General features: G+C 51.2%; 16 protein-coding genes. 2 read left to right on the top strand and 14 right to left on the bottom strand.

Annotated elements, in window-relative coordinates; translation table 11 throughout:
• The 13 genes from rseP to trpE form a co-directional block, all read right to left on the bottom strand.
• Positions 1-1,353, bottom strand: a complete 1,353-nt coding sequence (rseP, locus tag CYPRO_RS08910; protein ID WP_114984284.1) for an RIP metalloprotease RseP — start codon at positions 1,351-1,353, stop codon at positions 1-3.
• A gap of 34 nt (positions 1,354-1,387) precedes the next feature.
• The gene (dxr, locus tag CYPRO_RS08905) at positions 1,388-2,548 is read right to left on the bottom strand and encodes a 1-deoxy-D-xylulose-5-phosphate reductoisomerase (protein WP_114985748.1); all 1,161 of its coding nucleotides are present in this window, start codon (positions 2,546-2,548) and stop codon (positions 1,388-1,390) included.
• Between the two features lie 66 nt (positions 2,549-2,614).
• Positions 2,615-3,559, bottom strand: a complete 945-nt coding sequence (locus tag CYPRO_RS08900; RefSeq protein ID WP_114984283.1) for a bifunctional metallophosphatase/5'-nucleotidase — start codon at positions 3,557-3,559, stop codon at positions 2,615-2,617.
• A gap of 15 nt (positions 3,560-3,574) precedes the next feature.
• The gene (locus CYPRO_RS08895; protein ID WP_114984282.1) at positions 3,575-4,351 is read right to left on the bottom strand and encodes a 5'-nucleotidase C-terminal domain-containing protein; all 777 of its coding nucleotides are present in this window, start codon (positions 4,349-4,351) and stop codon (positions 3,575-3,577) included.
• A gap of 41 nt (positions 4,352-4,392) precedes the next feature.
• On the bottom strand, positions 4,393-5,139 hold the full coding sequence (locus CYPRO_RS08890; protein WP_114984281.1) for a hypothetical protein: 747 nt from the start codon (positions 5,137-5,139) through the stop codon (positions 4,393-4,395).
• A complete protein-coding gene (locus tag CYPRO_RS08885) occupies positions 5,126-6,580 on the bottom strand; it encodes a DUF7033 domain-containing protein (RefSeq protein WP_114984280.1) in 1,455 nt (484 codons plus the stop codon). Before CYPRO_RS08885 ends, CYPRO_RS08890 begins: the two co-directional genes overlap by 14 nt.
• Before the next feature lie 5 nt (positions 6,581-6,585).
• On the bottom strand, positions 6,586-7,701 hold the full coding sequence (gene mnmA, locus CYPRO_RS08880; protein WP_114984279.1) for a tRNA 2-thiouridine(34) synthase MnmA: 1,116 nt from the start codon (positions 7,699-7,701) through the stop codon (positions 6,586-6,588).
• A 472-nt stretch (positions 7,702-8,173) separates the two neighbouring features.
• Positions 8,174-8,833, bottom strand: a complete 660-nt coding sequence (locus CYPRO_RS08875; RefSeq protein ID WP_114984278.1) for a phosphoribosylanthranilate isomerase — start codon at positions 8,831-8,833, stop codon at positions 8,174-8,176.
• A 38-nt stretch (positions 8,834-8,871) separates the two neighbouring features.
• Positions 8,872-9,687: an indole-3-glycerol phosphate synthase TrpC gene (gene trpC, locus CYPRO_RS08870; protein WP_240644715.1), complete on the bottom strand. Its 816-nt coding sequence runs from the start codon at positions 9,685-9,687 to the stop codon at positions 8,872-8,874.
• Positions 9,680-10,720, bottom strand: coding sequence for an anthranilate phosphoribosyltransferase (gene trpD, locus CYPRO_RS08865; protein ID WP_114984277.1), 1,041 nt, complete (start codon positions 10,718-10,720; stop codon positions 9,680-9,682). The genes trpC and trpD overlap by 8 nt, the downstream gene beginning before the upstream one ends.
• A complete protein-coding gene (locus CYPRO_RS08860) occupies positions 10,720-11,343 on the bottom strand; it encodes an anthranilate synthase component II (RefSeq protein WP_114984276.1) in 624 nt (207 codons plus the stop codon). Before CYPRO_RS08860 ends, trpD begins: the two co-directional genes overlap by 1 nt.
• An 18-nt stretch (positions 11,344-11,361) precedes the next feature.
• Positions 11,362-12,357: a tryptophan--tRNA ligase gene (gene trpS, locus CYPRO_RS08855; protein ID WP_114984275.1), complete on the bottom strand. Its 996-nt coding sequence runs from the start codon at positions 12,355-12,357 to the stop codon at positions 11,362-11,364.
• A 42-nt stretch (positions 12,358-12,399) separates the two neighbouring features.
• Positions 12,400-13,866 (bottom strand): anthranilate synthase component I, encoded by a 1,467-nt coding sequence (trpE, locus tag CYPRO_RS08850; protein WP_114984274.1) that lies wholly within the window; start codon positions 13,864-13,866, stop codon positions 12,400-12,402.
• A gap of 391 nt (positions 13,867-14,257) precedes the next feature.
• Here trpE and CYPRO_RS08845 point away from each other — a divergent pair, with 391 nt between their 5' ends.
• Together CYPRO_RS08845 and CYPRO_RS17000 are read left to right on the top strand one after the other, a co-directional pair.
• On the top strand, positions 14,258-14,701 hold the full coding sequence (locus tag CYPRO_RS08845) for a Fur family transcriptional regulator (protein ID WP_114984273.1): 444 nt from the start codon (positions 14,258-14,260) through the stop codon (positions 14,699-14,701).
• Between the two features lie 3 nt (positions 14,702-14,704).
• Positions 14,705-15,136, top strand: coding sequence for a MerC domain-containing protein (locus tag CYPRO_RS17000; RefSeq protein WP_114984272.1), 432 nt, complete (start codon positions 14,705-14,707; stop codon positions 15,134-15,136).
• A gap of 76 nt (positions 15,137-15,212) precedes the next feature.
• Here CYPRO_RS17000 and CYPRO_RS08835 read toward each other — a convergent pair whose 3' ends face one another.
• The gene (locus CYPRO_RS08835) at positions 15,213-16,409 is read right to left on the bottom strand and encodes an ATP-binding response regulator (protein WP_114984271.1); all 1,197 of its coding nucleotides are present in this window, start codon (positions 16,407-16,409) and stop codon (positions 15,213-15,215) included.
• Between the last annotated feature and the right edge of the window lie 22 nt (positions 16,410-16,431).

Below are 16,431 nucleotides of genomic sequence, written 5' to 3'. Positions count from 1 at the left end.
TTAATTAATGATGTGTCGCATGACGTCGTTGAATGTCACAAAGATAAACAGCCCGATAATAAAGATGAGACCAATTTGCTGTAGTGCCATGCGCACTTTCACTGTAGGTTCGCGGCGGGTTACAGCTTCATAAAGCAAAAACATCACATGACCCCCGTCAAGGACCGGAATGGGCAGCATGTTGACGATTGCCAGTGAAATGCTCAGAAAAGCGACCAGAAACCAGAAGCCGCGCACGCCTCCGCTGTCTGTTGCTTCCCGCGTTACGGAAGCAATTGCAACAGGTCCGCCGAGATTATCCCGAAAGGATATGGTTCCCCGGAACATCATCCCGAAAGCGCTGAGCATACCGGTTGTCGTTTCCCAGGTTTCCTGAAAGCCGCCACCGAGTGCCGTTAAAAGCCCGACATTTTGGTAGATAACCCCGAAATATTCCACGGGATCAATCATCCCTACCCCAATCAGCCGCGTATCTGGATTGGGTGTTACTTCCAGATTCAGCCGCTCACCGTCGCGAAGTACCGTAAGGAACAAGGGTCCTTCAGAACTGCGAATGATATGCGACATCTGAAGAAAGAAATTAACCGGCGCACCGTCAATTTCGACTACCTGGTCACCAGTCTTTAAGCCGGCTTCATAGGCCGGTGAATCGGGCACAACAGCCGCAATTTCACTGGGTACGGCATAGGTAACAAATAAAAACTCAGGGTTTCGGTTCAGGTAGTCTAAGAAGTTGGATGGTGCCTGAATGGTGTGTTCTGCACCATCGCGAAGTACGGTAAAGGTCAGGTTGCTGCGGGTCAGCTCTCCGATGGGGACCATATTGCCGCTGTGGTACAGCTCCGGACGCACACCGTTGATGTAAATGAGCTCATCTCCCGTCTGAAACCCGATTTCGTGAGCAACGGAAGTTTCCGGGATGTACATCGCACCAACATTGTCGGCAGGAATCATTTCACGGCCATAGTACAGCAACAGCATGGCAAAGATGAGTGCAGCCAGCAAAATATTAAAGGCTACCCCCGCGACCATAACAATCAGTCGCTGCCATACCGGTTTTGAGCGGAACTCCCAGGGTTGGGGCTCCTGTGCCAGAAACCGCCCGTCATTGGTCTCATCAATCATGCCTGCAATCTTCACGTAACCGCCCAGCGGTGTTGCAGAAATGCAATAGTCGGTATCTCCAATTTTCTTTCCGAAAAGGCGGGGCGGGAAACCTACTGAAAATTGCTCAACCCGCATACCGAAAGCTTTTGCTGCCAAGAAGTGTCCCAGCTCATGCACGAGTACAAGTATGAAGATAGCTGCGACAAACAGTAAGATTGTGACGCCGATACCTGTAATGAATTCCATAGATTAAGTTTAGGATGATACGTTTTGAAAAAAATCAGATTGACAATTGTGCAGCAAAAGCTCTTGTCTCCTCATCGGCAGCAACCAGCGCTTCCATTGTGATGTCTGAATCGGGCTGAACGGAGAGAAGGGCTTCAGAAACAATTTTCGGAATGCCAATATACGGAATCTCCCTGTTCAGAAAGCGGTGTACGGCTATTTCATTGGCGGCATTCAGCACAGCCGGGGCAAAACCACCGGAATCAATGGCTTCAAGGGCAAGCTTAAGACAAGGGTAGCGGGCAAAATCAACTTCCTCAAAGGTGAGCTCCCGCAGCGTTGAAAAGTCCATGCGCGGGGTTTCGAGTGGTATGCGTGCAGGCCAGGTCAGGGCATACTGAATCGGGACTTTCATATCCGGGTACCCCATTTGTGCTTTGGTCGAGCCATCTTCGAAGGTGACCATGGAGTGAATAATACTCTGCGGATGAATCACGGCTTGAATTTTATGCAGCGGCAAATGATAAAGCCAGTAGGCTTCGATAATCTCAAGGCCTTTGTTCATCATGGTCGCCGAATCTATGGTGATTTTGGCTCCCATGGACCAGTTCGGATGTTTCAGCGCACGTTCCGGAGTGATACCGGCCATCTGATCAAGCGGAAGCGTACGAAACGGGCCGCCGCTGGCTGTGATCAGGAGTTTTTCAATAGCATTTCCTTCTTCCCCGATCAGGCACTGCAAAATGGCACTGTGTTCGGAGTCAACCGGAATCAGATTGCTGATTCCGTCTTTGGTGTATTTCTGAAGGAGCTCCCCTCCTACGACCAGCGATTCCTTATTCGCAAGCGCTACCTTACGGCCGGCCTTCAGCGCTTCTGTTGTCGGTCTGAAGCCGGAAAACCCAACAAGTGCGTTCAGCAATACATCGTAGCTCAGCTCCCGGCTGATGTCCACTACGGAATCATAGCCGGATAAAATTTGGGTCTGGGGTGAACGTCCAGCGAGTTTTTCAATCAGTTCCGCTCGTTTATCCTCACTTGCAATGACCGCTACCGGCGGCCTGAATTCCGCGATTTGTTCGGCGAGAAGCGTACAGTTGCTGTTGGCTGTAAGGCCGGAAACCCGGAATTTATCCGGATTGGCGCGAATAATATCGAGCGTTTGTGTTCCGATGGAGCCGGTTGAACCAAGTAGTAAAACGTTAATCGAAGACATCAGCATAATTTGAGATTCAACCGGGAAGTCGCAGCCCGGCAGGAATTGGTCTTTTCATTCACTCGTTTACCCGGCCGTTTCCGGGTTAACTTCTTGGTTGGCAACAAGCACACGGCGGATTCGGTTCGTTCGGTCGAACTCAAAATCAAGCCGGCCCAGGACTACACCTGCGTGTCCTACCTGTGAAATCACGGTGGGTCTGCCGCTGCCTTTCTCAATAATGCGGGGCTCATCGAGCAAGGTGTGCGTGTGTCCGCCGATAATCAGATCTATGCCATCCACTTCCTGTGCAATCACCATATCACTCGGGCGGTATGTGCTGTATTCGAGTCCGAGATGACTCAGGCATACGACCATATCGCAGGCGTAATCAACACGCAGCCTGCGTACAAGCTGACGCGCCACAAGCTGCGGGCGTATATATGAAACGCCCTGATGTAAATGCGGGAGCACAAGCCCGTCGAAAGCAATGCCGAGTCCAAAAATACCGATCCTGACGCCATCTACATCTTTAATGAGCACTTCGCGGGTGAATGCGCCCATATCCGGCGCGCCGGAAAAATCATAGTTTGAAATCACAAAGGGGAAGTTCGCTTTAGGGGCAACATCCACAAAACCCTTGACCTCATTATCGAATTCGTGATTTCCAATCGTACTTGCGTCGTAGCCCATCATGGACATAAGCTCAAAATCAAGGGCCCCGCCGTAAAAATTGAAATAGGGCGTGCCCTGAAACGTATCTCCTGCGTCGAGAAGAAGATTGTTCGGCTGTTGCGCTCTGATTTTCTGGATAAGCGCCGCTCTTCTCGCCGCACCGCCAAGTCCTTCATACCGGCCTGCCCCCATCGGGAAAGGGTCAATACGCGCATGCGTATCGTTGGTGTGCATGATGGTGATGGTCTTGGTCGAACTGCGGCGGTTGCCATAACTCAGGAGCGGAGTGAGACCTACAAGGCCCAAACCGGCTCCGGCAGTTGCAATTTGCTTTAAAAATGCTCTTCTGTTCAGCATAGCTCAATAAGGGATTTATCTGCGGATTCTTCCGTCGGTATGGGGTTCGATATAGGGCTGTGTGTTAAGGTACTCAATAAAGGCGTCGCGGATAAGCACGTCCGTATTGATCCGCTCCCGTGGCTGCCAGAGCGTTGGCAGGGGCCCGCCGCCATCAGCCAGCCAGTTGTTGGTAGCAATCCAGTAGCTGCGCTCCGGGCGAACGCGGTCATCATTAATGAGCAGGTCGGTTGGTCTGCCGTCCGCAATCCGCATGCGCAGCCCGCTCACCGGTTCGCCTCCCTCCTCCGCCAATTCCTGTGCCAGCTGCATAATCTGACGTCCATCAAAACGCAGCAGGGTGATGTAATTTTCGAACGGCATGAGCTCGAACATGGTGCCAACGGTAACATCCCCCTCAGGGATTGGAATGCGAAGGCCGCCGCGGTTTAATATGGCAATATCAACTTCCTGTCCCAGCTCACGGGCACTCATGAAGCGGAGAATATCAGCGGTTAAATTCCCAAGCGGACTCTCGGGCTGTCCCCGCTCAATTACGCCCCGGCTCACCGTAATGCGCCGGTTCATTATCCGGTTTAACTCAATAGCATAGCCTTCAATGAATGCGACAACTTCGGGATCAGGCGTTAAGGTGTCGTCCACTTCCAGTAAGTTTGCGTCGAAACCGCTGACCACATGCATTCGGTCCTGCGTGTCCGGCGAAAATAAAGAAGCACAGCCTGTTGAGCTTCCCAGAAAAAAGAGAAGCAACATTACTTTCAGCAGCGATTGCGGCTTGTTAACCATCATCATATAAATCTTTTATTGGATTTGATTTACCGGAATTAAGACCGTCAGAACTGTCCCATCATAAGTTCGAAAAGAGAGATCTGCCGCTTGTTTGAAGGAATATCACGCTCATCGGCTGTCAGGGCTCTTCGCTGAAGATGGGTGACTTCCATCTTTCCCCTCAGGGTTCCGTTGTTGTAGTCTTCGACCAAAAGCGGAGTCATGCTGAGCGGCCAGTTGACCGAGCTTAGGCTTACCCCGCCGCCAATCGTACGCAGAAGCTGATCTATCGGGGAAAGCAGCTGTTCCCAGTCGATTCCCGCTTCCGCGAGCCAAAGGTGCGTTTCACGGCTTTCGAGCTCAAGATCATGAAGGATGAACTTACGGGCCGTCATGCCGTGAATCCTGCGGGTTTCGCGCGTTTCCTCAATTCGCGTGCGGTCAGCAATGCGATCCTGTTGCTGCGGCTGACTGTTACGGTTGTTGTTCATGAACTGCCGGATTACCGCCGTAAGCTCGCCCAGATTCACCGCCGAAACGGCATCATCGGTATGAATAAGCACATCGTTGCGGTCGGCCCGAATGGTGATGAGCTCCTGAAACAGCGGTAAATCCACATACTCCCGTATGTTTCCTCTCACAACCAGCCGGTTTTCTGCAACCAGCATTTCAAGCTTTTCAGTTGTATTATCGTCTGTATCGGTGAAGGTAAAGCTGATTTCACCTTCAAAATGCTGTGCCTGAAGCGCCAGCGGTGCACATAAAACGAGCAGTAATACGGCTAAGGCCGACCTAAACTCAGATGTAATCATAAACCTGACTCATGGTTAAATAAATGGGATTTTGGTGATGAAGATACCTCAAAGCCCGCTCAAATAAAAAGCCGGCGCCTTCAAGTTCAGCATCGTCCAGGGCATGATGATGGAAATCCCAGCACAATACCCCGCCATGCTTTTTGACCAGATCGACCTGACGGCAGGCATACTCCAGCGCCCGTTCCTGATTCAGCTGCATGCGGTCGAGCAGGTGCATCTCCATCATCGGCAGCGGAATTTCCAGAACCGGACCCGCTGCATTACGTTGCAGATCAAACAAAAAGTATGGATGGGTGAAGCCGGTTCTGAATCCTGCACGTTCGGCCCAGCCAACAGAGCTGTCCGTGCGAATGCCGGCAGCCGCAAGCAGGCGCGGCAGGCGCTCAGGCAAATACCTGAGATAATGAAAGCGATGAGACTGCACAAGCGCGCCCGTCCGCGCAGATAACTTGCGGCATTCTTCGTGAAAAAACGGCTCGTTATAGCCAGCCTCATACGAAGCGTGTAGTCCGATTTCGCCGCCCAGCCGTCTCACGTATGCTGTTATGGTTTCAAAAAACGGATAGTCCAGGTAGTCGGCAGCATCATTTTTGTGCTTTTGAAGGATGGACTTCACCAGCACCGTAGGCCTGATTCCAAGCTCCTCTTCGAGCGCAAACATCCCGAGTATGGAGCGCTCATACCCATCACCGGGCTGAAGCAGGTCGGTAATCGTTTTCCGAAGGCGCCGCATCCGTTTTTCTGCAGAATACCCGTGCGGATTTAGCAGCGGAATCTCGATCAGCTCCCGTGCATAAGTACCCTTATACCGTTTTTTTATCCGGTCGAAATCATGTGAGATACAAGCCGCAAGTGCATGCGCGCCATACGTTTTAGGATTCAGCGCAAGACCTTTTTTAGATGTAATACATCCTGCCAGAATGTCAGCATACTCATTAACTATCGCGCGGTCGCCCAGCTGAAGCTTATCCGTAAGACTCCCCTTAAACGGCAGCCGCCCGTGTGCATCCTGCGGTCGGCCCGGCAGCCAGGCCTCCCAGTCACTGAGAAAATAAAAGGCTGAAGCGACTACATCCCATACCATAAACCGGCATGAATCCGGCAAAGCATCCCCCCCATCACTGCCAAACAAAAGCGGCAGCTGCGGAAATTTCTGGGGATAAAAAACATCGGAAACCTTTCTCGCTTCCCCGCGCTCAAAAAACAGGGGCGCATCCTCAGCCATTTGTATGCTGAAGTCAAAGAACGCACTTTGAGCGCGCGCATCAGGGCCGTAATAAATACGGATGTGATTTTCACCAGCCTGCCTCCCCTCTTCCGGTGCTGCGTGACGAATATCATCATACCGAAAAAAAGCCGAAAGCATGGTTTTGAGCGCAAAACCAGCTTTCGGCTTAAATTTTTCGGGGACATCCGTGACGATCAGCACGCGGGCCATGTGCACTACTCGAAGTCCATCTTCACTTTATGGAGCCATCCGCCGCCAATCACATCGTCGCCTTCGTAGCACACGAGCGCCTGACCCGGTGTAATGGCCGTGCGCGGATTCGGGAAGCGCATGGTCAGTTCATCATCGCCGGTTTGCGTGAGAAAGCCCGGCTCGCCGTCATCGTTATACCGAATGGCAGCCGTCACCGGCATTTCTTCCACGGGCACTCGCGCATATTTCACCATATTAATCTGCTTCGCCGTGCAGTACGTGCTTTGGAGGTCGTCCTCATCCCCCACCGTGATGGTGTTGGTATCCGGATCAATGTGCGTCACATACACCGGACGCCCCATCGCAAGATGAAGTCCGCGGCGCTGACCAATTGTGTAAAACGGATAGCCGCGGTGCTTGCCTACGACTTTGCCGTTCTTGTCGACGAAAAGTCCGCCGTCCACTTTTTCCTCCAGGCCGGGCACGCGCTTTTTCAGGAAGCGCCGGTAATCATTATCCGGCACAAAGCAGATTTCGTAGCTGTCCTTCTTGTTCGCCACGTTCAGCAGACCAAATTCCTCGGCCATTTTGCGGATTTCCGGCTTATGAAACTGCCCAAGGGGGAACTTGGTGCGCGACAGATTTTCCTGCGAAACGCCCCAGAGCGCGTACGACTGATCCTTGTTGAAGTCCTTCCCGCGAGAAATCACGAAGCGTCCGTTTTCTTCGCGCAGGTTCGCGTAATGTCCGGTCGCGATAAAATCACAACCCAGATGATTGGCCCGCTTCATCAGCGCCGTCCACTTGATGTGCGTGTTACACAGCACGCAGGGGTTCGGCGTCCGGCCCCCGAGGTACTCATCCACAAAACGGTCAATCACCCAGTCGCCAAACTCCTCGCGGATATCCACGATGAAGTGATGAAAGCCGTATTTCAGCGCAACCTGCCGCGCATCGTTCATGGATTCCAGCGAACAGCAGCCGGTTTCTTTGTTCGATTTTCCGCCTGAGCTCGTGTAGTCCCAGGTCTTCATCGTAATGCCAATCACTTCGTAGCCCTGTTCGCGCAGCATTACCGCTGCAACCGACGAGTCCACCCCGCCGCTCATGGCTACCAGTACTTTTCCTTTTTTGCTCATGTGTCCTCCCCGCGGATTAAAAGTCCGGGCGATTAATTATTTTGATGAATTTTTGAAAGATGTGGAATCCCTATGCCGACTCAATCATTCCGGCTGATTCCAATTCCGCAACCAGATACGGGCGGCAGAAACTTACTTGCCGCTAATGATTATCATGCAAGATACGGTTTTTACAACTGCAATGTCACCCTGCATTCAAATCGCCGGTAGCCTTACTACAGGCGTCCTCAACAGCGCCGAAATTTTCTTTTTTTGGGTAAAACTCCGAGAGCATCAATGCCTACGTGGCAGATCGTAGGCTCCTAAACCTAAGATAAGCCCCTTGCTTTTTGGTCTCCGAAACATGAACAGTTTCTGATTTCGATACAAGGTTAAGGCAACCCGTCTTTAAGTCCGGAAACCAAAACCGTCAATACTACAGGCTCACCTTAAGTCGATTTCCGGAACGGGACAGCCAGACCCAATACAAAGCTTAAAACCGCTCCTGTTCTTCCCAGATCTCGCGCATCTCGTCCATGAGATCCTCAATCAGGTCAAAATCCTTCACGCCTGGTGAAAGCTCAACCCCGCTTGAGACATCCACCGCATGCGGATGAACCAGATTTACCGCCCGGCGCACATTGCCCGCCCGGATACCTCCGGCCAGCATAATCGGCCAGTCCCCGGGTAAATCCCGGATGATGTTCCAGTCAAAGGTCTCCCCCGTTCCGCCGGCAACGCCTTCCACCCAGCTGTCGAACAAAAAGTACTCGGCCACATCGCGGTACGGCCGCAGCAACGCCATCACTTCATCCCGGCTCATGCCCAGCTTCACCCGGAACGCCTTGATCACCGGCGCGAGCACCTGCCGGCACACCTCCGGACTTTCATCCCCGTGCAGCTGCACCATGTGCACGCCGCTCTCCGCCGTAATCGCATTTATGCGCTCCGCGGACTCATTCATGAACACGCCCACACAGCGCGGTCCCTCAATCCAGCTGATGATTTCGGCGGCTTGCTCCGGCGCGATATACCGCGGCGTGCCTTCCACAAAAATGAATCCGAGATAGTCAACCAGCGCACCGCTTGCAAAGCGGGCGTCTTCCAGCCGCGTGATGCCGCAAATTTTGAGTTTTGTTCTTTTTTCCTGCACAGCGTGTTTTTTTCGGGTGATGGGTTTCCGGCTGAAAATCAGCTGAAGTTTTCGGTCAGGCGCTTGAGCGCATCGCCGGGGTGCGGCTGACGCATAAAATGCTCGCCAATCAGCGCAGCATCTACGCCGTACTCGAGCACCGTTTCAATATCGTGTGGCGTGCTGAGTCCGCTTTCCGACACCTTGACGACCTCATTGGGCGCTTCGGCCAGCAGGGAAAGTCCGCGGTGCAAGTCCACCTCAAAGGTTTTGAGATTGCGGTTGTTCACGCCCACAACTTCCACTTCACTGAAGCGGAGTGCTTCAAATTCATCGCGGCTGTAGCACTCTACCAAACACTGCAGACCGGCTTCTTTTGCTGCGTGCAGCAGCTCCGAAAGCTGGGCTCCGCTTGTTACGGTCGCAATCAGCAAAATGGCGTCAGCACCCGCGGCCCGGGCTTCCTCAATCTGATAAAAATCTACAATAAAATCCTTCCGCAACAGCGGCACCGAAACCTCCGGACGAATCTGCCCAAGATAGGCCAGGTCGCCCTGAAAAAAGTGGGGCTCGGTCAGCACGGATATCGCAGCGGCCCCGGCTTCATCGTACTGCGCCGCAATCCGCACGGGATCAAAATCTTCCCGGATAATCCCTTTCGATGGCGAAGCTTTCTTCACCTCGGCAATTACGCGTATGCAGCCCTCTTTCCGCAAGCCCGCTTTAAAATCCCGGCGCGGCGCCTCATACAGCTGGAAAGAGCGAAAATCAGCAGCGCTGTGCCGCTTCTTTTTCTGCACCAGATCCTCGCGGGTCTGCGCCACAATTTTATCAAGGATGGTCGGCTGATTAAACGGCAGATTCAGTTCAGTCACGGGCTAACTCCTGTGTGGCTTCGGCAAAATGACGCAGTTTCTCAGCAGCCTTTCCGCTTCCGATACTTTCACGGGCAAATGCAAGTGCTTCCGAAAAATCATCGGACTTTCCGCCCGCATAAATGCCCATCGCTGCATTGTAGAGCACAATTTCCGTCTGTGCAGGAGTCCCGCGACCTCCCAAAACAGCCCGGATGATTTCCGCATTGACCTCCTTATCGCCGCCCCTGAGCGCCTCATGATCAACCCGCTGCAGACCGAAATGCTCCGGAGAAAACTTCGTGTAGGTCGGGATGGCATCCTGCCCTAAAAAATGCACACCTGCATCCGCAGCCGTGCTGAACTCATCCATGCCGTCTTCGGAATGCACGGTTACAATCCGCTCAGCCTCAAGCTGATACAAGATGTCGAAACAGAGTTTAGCGGTTTCATCATCGAAGGTACCCACAAGCTGACGCTTCACGCCTGCGGGGTTCAGCAGCGGACCCAGAATGTTGAAGAAAGTCCGCATCCCGAGTGCGCGGCGGGCGGGCATCACGTACTTCATTGCGGGATGAAACAGCGGCGCAAACATGAACGCGAGACCGGTTTGTTCGAAGCAGGTTTTGACCTTGGGTGCCTCAAGCGCTGGTGCAACGCCGAGCGCTTCGAGCACGTCGTAGCTGCCGCTTTTGCTCGAAATGCTCCGGTTGCCGTGCTTCAGCACCGGAACGCCTGCGCCCGCAACCACGAACATGGCCGCCGTCGAGATATTGAAACTGCCGCTGTGATCGCCGCCGGTTCCGCAAAGATCAACCGAACCGGTCACATCCACATCCACCGGAATCATGGCCGCGCGCATGGCTTCGGCAAAGCCGGTGAGCTCATCGGCTGTTTCGCCCTTTTGCCGCATGCCAAACAGGAAGGCTGCCGTTTGCGCCTCGTTCACATCACCCTTGACCACAAATTCCATCGCCTGCCGGGCTTCATCCCGCTCAAGCTTCCGCCCTTCGGCGATCCGTTCAAGCACCTGTTTAAAATCAGAAAAAACCATCAGTTGCTTCCCTCTTTGGGTGTTTGAGAATCCGTTGACGTCCTGTCCGAAACAATGCTCCCCTGTTTAATCCAGTTTTCGATCAGCTTCGGACCTTCCGTCGTGAGGATGCTCTCAGGATGAAACTGAATCCCTTCAATCGGAAACTCCCGGTGCCGCACACCCATCACAACGCCGTCCGGCGTCTGACAAGTTACTTCCAGCACATCGGGTATGCTTTCCGGCTGCAGCACGAGCGAGTGATAGCGGGTAGCCGTAAAGTGCTGCGCCACATTGCGATAGAGCCCTTTGGACTGATGCTCTATGATGGAAGTCTTGCCGTGCATCAGGCTGGGCGCATAGGTGACCGTCGCGCCGAAAACCTGCCCGATCGCCTGATGTCCGAGACACACGCCCAAAACCGGCGTCTTCGGCCCGATTTCCCGGATGATGGCTTCCGAAATCCCAGCATCCTCCGGACGCCCCGGACCCGGCGAAATCAGAATTTTCTCCGGGGCAAGCGCTTTGATTTCCTCAAGGGTGATGGCATCATTGCGCACAACCTTGTAGTCATCAGTATGCATCGCCACAAGGTGCACCAAATTGTAGGTAAATGAATCGTAATTATCGATGATGAGAATCATGATCTAAAGCAAAAGAAATTAATGGGTTCTGATGATACCCGTAACTTCACGTATGGGCTGCATCACCATTTCGGCACGCGCACGGGCTTTAAGGCCGCCTTCGCGAAGGATATCGCGGACGGTATCAGAGTCTTTTTCGAGTTCACGACGACGCTCGCGGGCTTCGGCAAAGTAATCGCTGAAGAGCGTGAGCAGTTCCTTTTTGGCATGACCGTAGCCGTAGCCGCCGGCAAGGTACGCAGCGCGAATCTCCGCAAGTTTTTCAGGGGTCGCAAACAGCTTAATCAGGCTGAACACATTGCAGGTATCCGGATTTTTGGGGTCTTCCAGTGCCGTTGCGTCCGTGATAATGCTCATCACTTTTTTCTTGAGCACTTTGCCTTCATCAAAAATGAAAATGTGATTGTTGTAGGACTTGCTCATCTTCCGCCCGTCGATACCCGGCACAATGGCTACGTCCTTTACGATATAAGGCTCCGGCAGCTTAAGGTACTCCCCCTCGAAGGTATTGTTGAGTTTTTGGGCAAGATCACGGGCGAACTCGAGGTTTTGCTTCTGATCCGCGCCGACCGGCACAATGTCGGAGTGATAAATCAGAATATCCGCCGCCTGAAGGATGGGATAGGTAAAAAGACCGATGTTGGGTAGCAGCCCCTGCGCGACCTTGTCTTTGTAGGCAACACCTTTTTCCATCAGGCTGACCGGGCAAAGCGTGCCTAAAATCCAGGCAAGCTCGGTAACGGCGGGCACATCGCTTTGGGCAAAGAAGGTGCATTTTTCGGGATCAAGGCCAAGAGAGAGATAATCGAGGGCGACATCAAGCGTGTATTGCTCGAGCAGTTTGCCATCCCGCAGCGAAGTAAGCGCGTGATAGTTGGCAATAAAGTAGTAGGCCTCCCCTTTTTCGATGTACTCAAGGTGCTGCTTCATGGCACCGAAATAGTTGCCCGCATGCAGGCGTCCGGATGGCGTAATGCCGGAAAGAATGACAGGTGTAGCGGAACGCTGACTCATAGAAGTTTAGAAAATGGAAATATTGGATTCTGTTTATGAAGCTTACATTTTTATGGATAGTTTCAGCGCTTCAAAAAGCGCGCGGGCTTTGTTGTAGGTCTCCTGATACTCATTTTCAGGTACGCTGTCCGCTACAATGCCGGCACCTGCCTGAATGTAAACCGTGTCGCGCGTAGCGACCATCGTACGGATGGCGATACAGGTATCCATGTTGCCGGAAAAATCAAAGTAGCCGACCGCGCCTGCGTAAGGGCCCCGCTTCACCGGCTCGAGGGCATCGATAATTTCCATAGCCCTGACCTTTGGCGCACCACTTACCGTACCCGCGGGAAAGCAGTGTTGAAGTGCGTCAACCGCGGTTGAGCTGCTGCCAAGCTGACCGGTGACCTCGCTCACGATGTGCATCACATGCGAATAGCGCTCGATGATTTGGTCTTTGGTGACGCGCACTGTGCCGGGCTTGCAAATGCGGGAGAGATCATTGCGGCCGAGATCAACGAGCATCACGTGCTCCGCAACTTCTTTGGCATCGGCAGCAAGATCGGCAGCAAAGCGCTGATCCTCAGCAGCAGAGCGTCCGCGCGGACGCGTTCCTGCAATGGGCAGCACTTTGGTCAGGCCATCCTGAACCGAAACGAGTACCTCCGGCGATGAACCCACGAGCGCAAAAGCGTCAAAATCCAGATAAAACAGATACGGGGACGGATTCACCATCCGAAGCGCACGATAAAGCATGAACCTGTCGCCGCTGAATCCGCTACTGAACCGCTGCGAAAGTACGACCTGAAAAATATCCCCTTCAAAAATGTGCTTTTTGGCAATATCCACAACCTCATGAAACCGCTCGCGGCTGAAGTTGCTCGTGATGTTCTCCGAAGTAATCTCAAGCGGGGTTTGCTGTTCATAGCTTGCGGAAAGCTCCGATTCCATGCGGTCAAGCGCGGCTTGTGCATCATCATAGGCCTCATTCAGCTCATGCTCATCAAGGTCTTTGGTGAATACCGTTTTGAGCATCACAATGCGGTGCTTAACGTGATCGAAAGCGAAAATCTCATCATAGAAAGCCCAAACAGCGTCCGGTATGTCGAGTTCATCATCCGGCACGTTTGGAAGGTGCTCGGTTTGGCGGATGGTATCGTAAGACGAGAACCCGACCGCGCCGCCGGTAAGCCGGGGCAAATCCGGAATTTTAGGCTCAATATACGACTGCGTGAGTGGTCTCAGCGCGTCGTAATAAGATGATCCGAGTGATTGTATGTCGCCATCGCGTTTCTCAAGACGTGCTTCCGTCCCGTCATACCGAAAAACCTGATAGGGATTTTTACCCAGAAAGGAGTATCTGGCAAGCTGTTCCCCTCCTTCAACAGACTCAAATAAAAACGGAAACTGCGCATGCTGACGGATACGCAGAAAGACGGAAACGGGTGTTAGCGTATCGGCGAGCGCCATCCGCCAAACCGGAATCGCGGTACAGGTTTTGGCGTATTCAAGAAACTGATGTCGATCCATTCAGGCTTTTATTAAATATTTCTGGCGTTAAACAAAAAAAACCCGCTATCGGGCGTAAACGATGCGGGCTTCGAACAGTTGATGATAAACAGGCACAACATGCTTAGTCCGCATAAGCGAACTGCCACCAAATTTTTATCTGTGCGTCATTTAATTTCATGGGACTGAATTTAAATGAGAGACGGGCGAATGTCAACCCGCAAATATAAAGACCGCTGATTCGGATATGCAGTGCCAGGGAACAGCTAAATGAAGTGCTTTGTTTATGAAATTTAGTTGCAAATACACGCAGACCTAAGCTGCTTTTTAGTTCAGAACGCGTATTTTTAAGTCTGAAATTCGGCCGTCAATTAATTGCAACAAGGTTGCATTTTTCTTAACTTAGCGTACAATGAAACAGGAACAGTTAAAGAAAATTCTTAGAAACGCAGATCTTAAAATCACCAAAGTAAGGCTTCGGGTACTGGAGCTGCTGATGGAATCCAAAGCCGCTATGTCACATGCGCAAATTACTGATGCATTGGAAGGGCTGGATCTGGATAAAGTAACCCTTTACCGAACCCTGAATACTTTTGTTGATGTAGGCTTGGCGCATAAGGTTGCCACAGATGAACGTAACTGGCTCTATGCCATTTACAGCGAAGATGTTCACAATTGCGCAGAGGGTCATCAACACGAATCAGCACATGCACATTTTATCTGTGAAGCCTGTGATAAAATCTACTGTTTCCCTTTTGAAGAAAAACCAATCGATTTAAAAAAAGCTGAACAACAAGGTTTCAGTGTAAGACAACACGAAGTCCGGTTACATGGTACATGTCCGGTTTGTAAATAAAATATGAAAGCAACTACCCAAATAAATTTATTCTCAAGAATCAGCATTTTTCTTTCAAGCCTGTGTGTCATTCACTGTCTTGCTGTTCCCTTTTTAATTTTATTCCTGCCCGCGCTAAGCTTTTTTACCGGCAGCACATTTGAAAGCATTCTCATTCTCACAGTTGTGCCCCTTAGTGCCGCTGGTTTTTTCCCGACCTGGCTTCGCCATAAAAACCGAACATATCTTACTGTTTACGTTTCAAGTATTTTGCTTCTGCTTATCGGTCAGTTCGCAGTTAGCCATAACCATCATGTAACTTTAGCGCAAACAGCTTCGCTGGGCTATTTCAGCGAAATAATTTTACTTACGGTCGGAGCTTTGGGACTTGCCTGGGTGACTTACAAAAATGCCAAACACACGCACAGCTGCACAAACCCGCATCACAAGCATTAAAAGCAAAAAGGCTTCTTCTGCTAACCAATGGTTGGCAAAAGAAGCCTTTTGAATAATCAGGTTTTTTCGAGCCTTCTTAGTCTGCGAATACCGGCAGTTCAATATTGAACACTGAACCTTTACCTTCAGTGCTGGAAAATGTAAGGGTACCTTTATTTTTCAATGTGATATCACGGGAGAGTAAAAGTCCAATACCTGTGCTTTCTTCCCCTTCCGTTCCGTTTCGGGACACATTTTCGTCGAGACGAAATAATTTTTTTTGTATCTCAGGCGGAATGCCAATGCCACTGTCTTTTACTTCTATGGTGGCAGCATTTTCTCCCGAAAGGTAGGTGCGAATAGTAATTTTACCGCCTTTAGGGGTAAACTTGATGGCATTTGAAATAATATTTCGCATCACACTACTGATCATGTTGTGGTCCACGAAAAGTTTTATATTGTCATCGCCCGTAAGTTCAACAACAAGATTTTTTTCTTTTACCTTCGCTTCATACATGCTTAGCCCCTCGTTAATAACTGATTTGGCCTCTACGGCTTCGGGCTTATAGTTGACAAGACCCATTTGCAAACGTGCCCAATCCAACAAATTAAGCAATAGTTTGTACATATCGGATGTGCTGCCGTACAGTGCGTTTGAAAGCTCTGCGATTTCGTCAATCGAGAGATTACGGGCTTCATTCGCGAGAACTTCAGCCAAACCCATTGTACCTGAAAGCGGGCCACGCAGATCGTGTGCGATTATGGAGAAAAAACGGTCTTTCTCAGCATTCAGATCCTTTAACCTGTTTGCGTCCGCTTTTATGGTTGCCCTTGTCTCCACGAGTTCTTTGTTGAGCTGTTCAAGTTCAGCATTTTTTTCCCGAAGCTGAGCCCTTGATGCACGTAGTTGAAGGTGTGTTTTGAGCCTGATCAGTACTTCTTCAGATTTAAAGGGTTTTGTGATATAATCTACAGCCCCCTGCTTGAAGCCTGTGATAATATCTTCAATTTCACTTTTTGCAGTTAGGAAAATTATTGGCGTTTCATCAGCCTCTGGATTCTGCCTTATGACGTTACAGGTCTCATACCCGTTCATTTCAGGCATCATTACATCAAGCAAAATGAGATCAGGGTTTTTCTCTTTTACAAACTTAATGGCTTTCAATCCGCTGTTAACGGCACTAACCTTATAGCCTGATTTGGACAACAATGTTGAAATCAGTTGTAAATTGCGCGGATTATCATCAACAACTAAAATTGAGGCAGGGTAAGGGGCGTTCGTATCTACGTTCATTTTGTATCTGTATAATGCGTAA

Source organism: Cyclonatronum proteinivorum, assembly GCF_003353065.1.
Lineage (GTDB): Bacteria > Bacteroidota > Rhodothermia > Balneolales > Cyclonatronaceae > Cyclonatronum > Cyclonatronum proteinivorum.
Note: the sequence above shows the minus strand (reverse complement) of the source record. Positions and strands in the feature narration are given on the sequence as shown.

Excerpts from the sequence above, each read along its gene's own strand:
- dxr (WP_114985748.1), bottom strand. The coding sequence starts at position 2,548 with ATGTCTTCGATTAACGTTTTACTACTTGGTTCAACCGGCTCCATCGGA.
- trpD (WP_114984277.1), bottom strand. The coding sequence starts at position 10,720 with ATGGTTTTTTCTGATTTTAAACAGGTGCTTGAACGGATCGCCGAAGGG.
- CYPRO_RS08885 (WP_114984280.1), bottom strand. The coding sequence starts at position 6,580 with ATGGCCCGCGTGCTGATCGTCACGGATGTCCCCGAAAAATTTAAGCCG.
- CYPRO_RS08845 (WP_114984273.1), top strand. The coding sequence starts at position 14,258 with ATGAAACAGGAACAGTTAAAGAAAATTCTTAGAAACGCAGATCTTAAA.
- CYPRO_RS08835 (WP_114984271.1), bottom strand. The coding sequence starts at position 16,409 with ATGAACGTAGATACGAACGCCCCTTACCCTGCCTCAATTTTAGTTGTT.
- CYPRO_RS08900 (WP_114984283.1), bottom strand. The coding sequence starts at position 3,559 with ATGCTGAACAGAAGAGCATTTTTAAAGCAAATTGCAACTGCCGGAGCC.
- CYPRO_RS08890 (WP_114984281.1), bottom strand. The coding sequence starts at position 5,139 with ATGATTACATCTGAGTTTAGGTCGGCCTTAGCCGTATTACTGCTCGTT.
- CYPRO_RS08860 (WP_114984276.1), bottom strand. The coding sequence starts at position 11,343 with ATGATTCTCATCATCGATAATTACGATTCATTTACCTACAATTTGGTG.
- mnmA (WP_114984279.1), bottom strand. The coding sequence starts at position 7,701 with ATGAGCAAAAAAGGAAAAGTACTGGTAGCCATGAGCGGCGGGGTGGAC.
- rseP (WP_114984284.1), bottom strand. The coding sequence starts at position 1,353 with ATGGAATTCATTACAGGTATCGGCGTCACAATCTTACTGTTTGTCGCA.
- trpS (WP_114984275.1), bottom strand. The coding sequence starts at position 12,357 with ATGAGTCAGCGTTCCGCTACACCTGTCATTCTTTCCGGCATTACGCCA.
- CYPRO_RS17000 (WP_114984272.1), top strand. The coding sequence starts at position 14,705 with ATGAAAGCAACTACCCAAATAAATTTATTCTCAAGAATCAGCATTTTT.
- trpE (WP_114984274.1), bottom strand. The coding sequence starts at position 13,866 with ATGGATCGACATCAGTTTCTTGAATACGCCAAAACCTGTACCGCGATT.
- CYPRO_RS08895 (WP_114984282.1), bottom strand. The coding sequence starts at position 4,351 with ATGATGATGGTTAACAAGCCGCAATCGCTGCTGAAAGTAATGTTGCTT.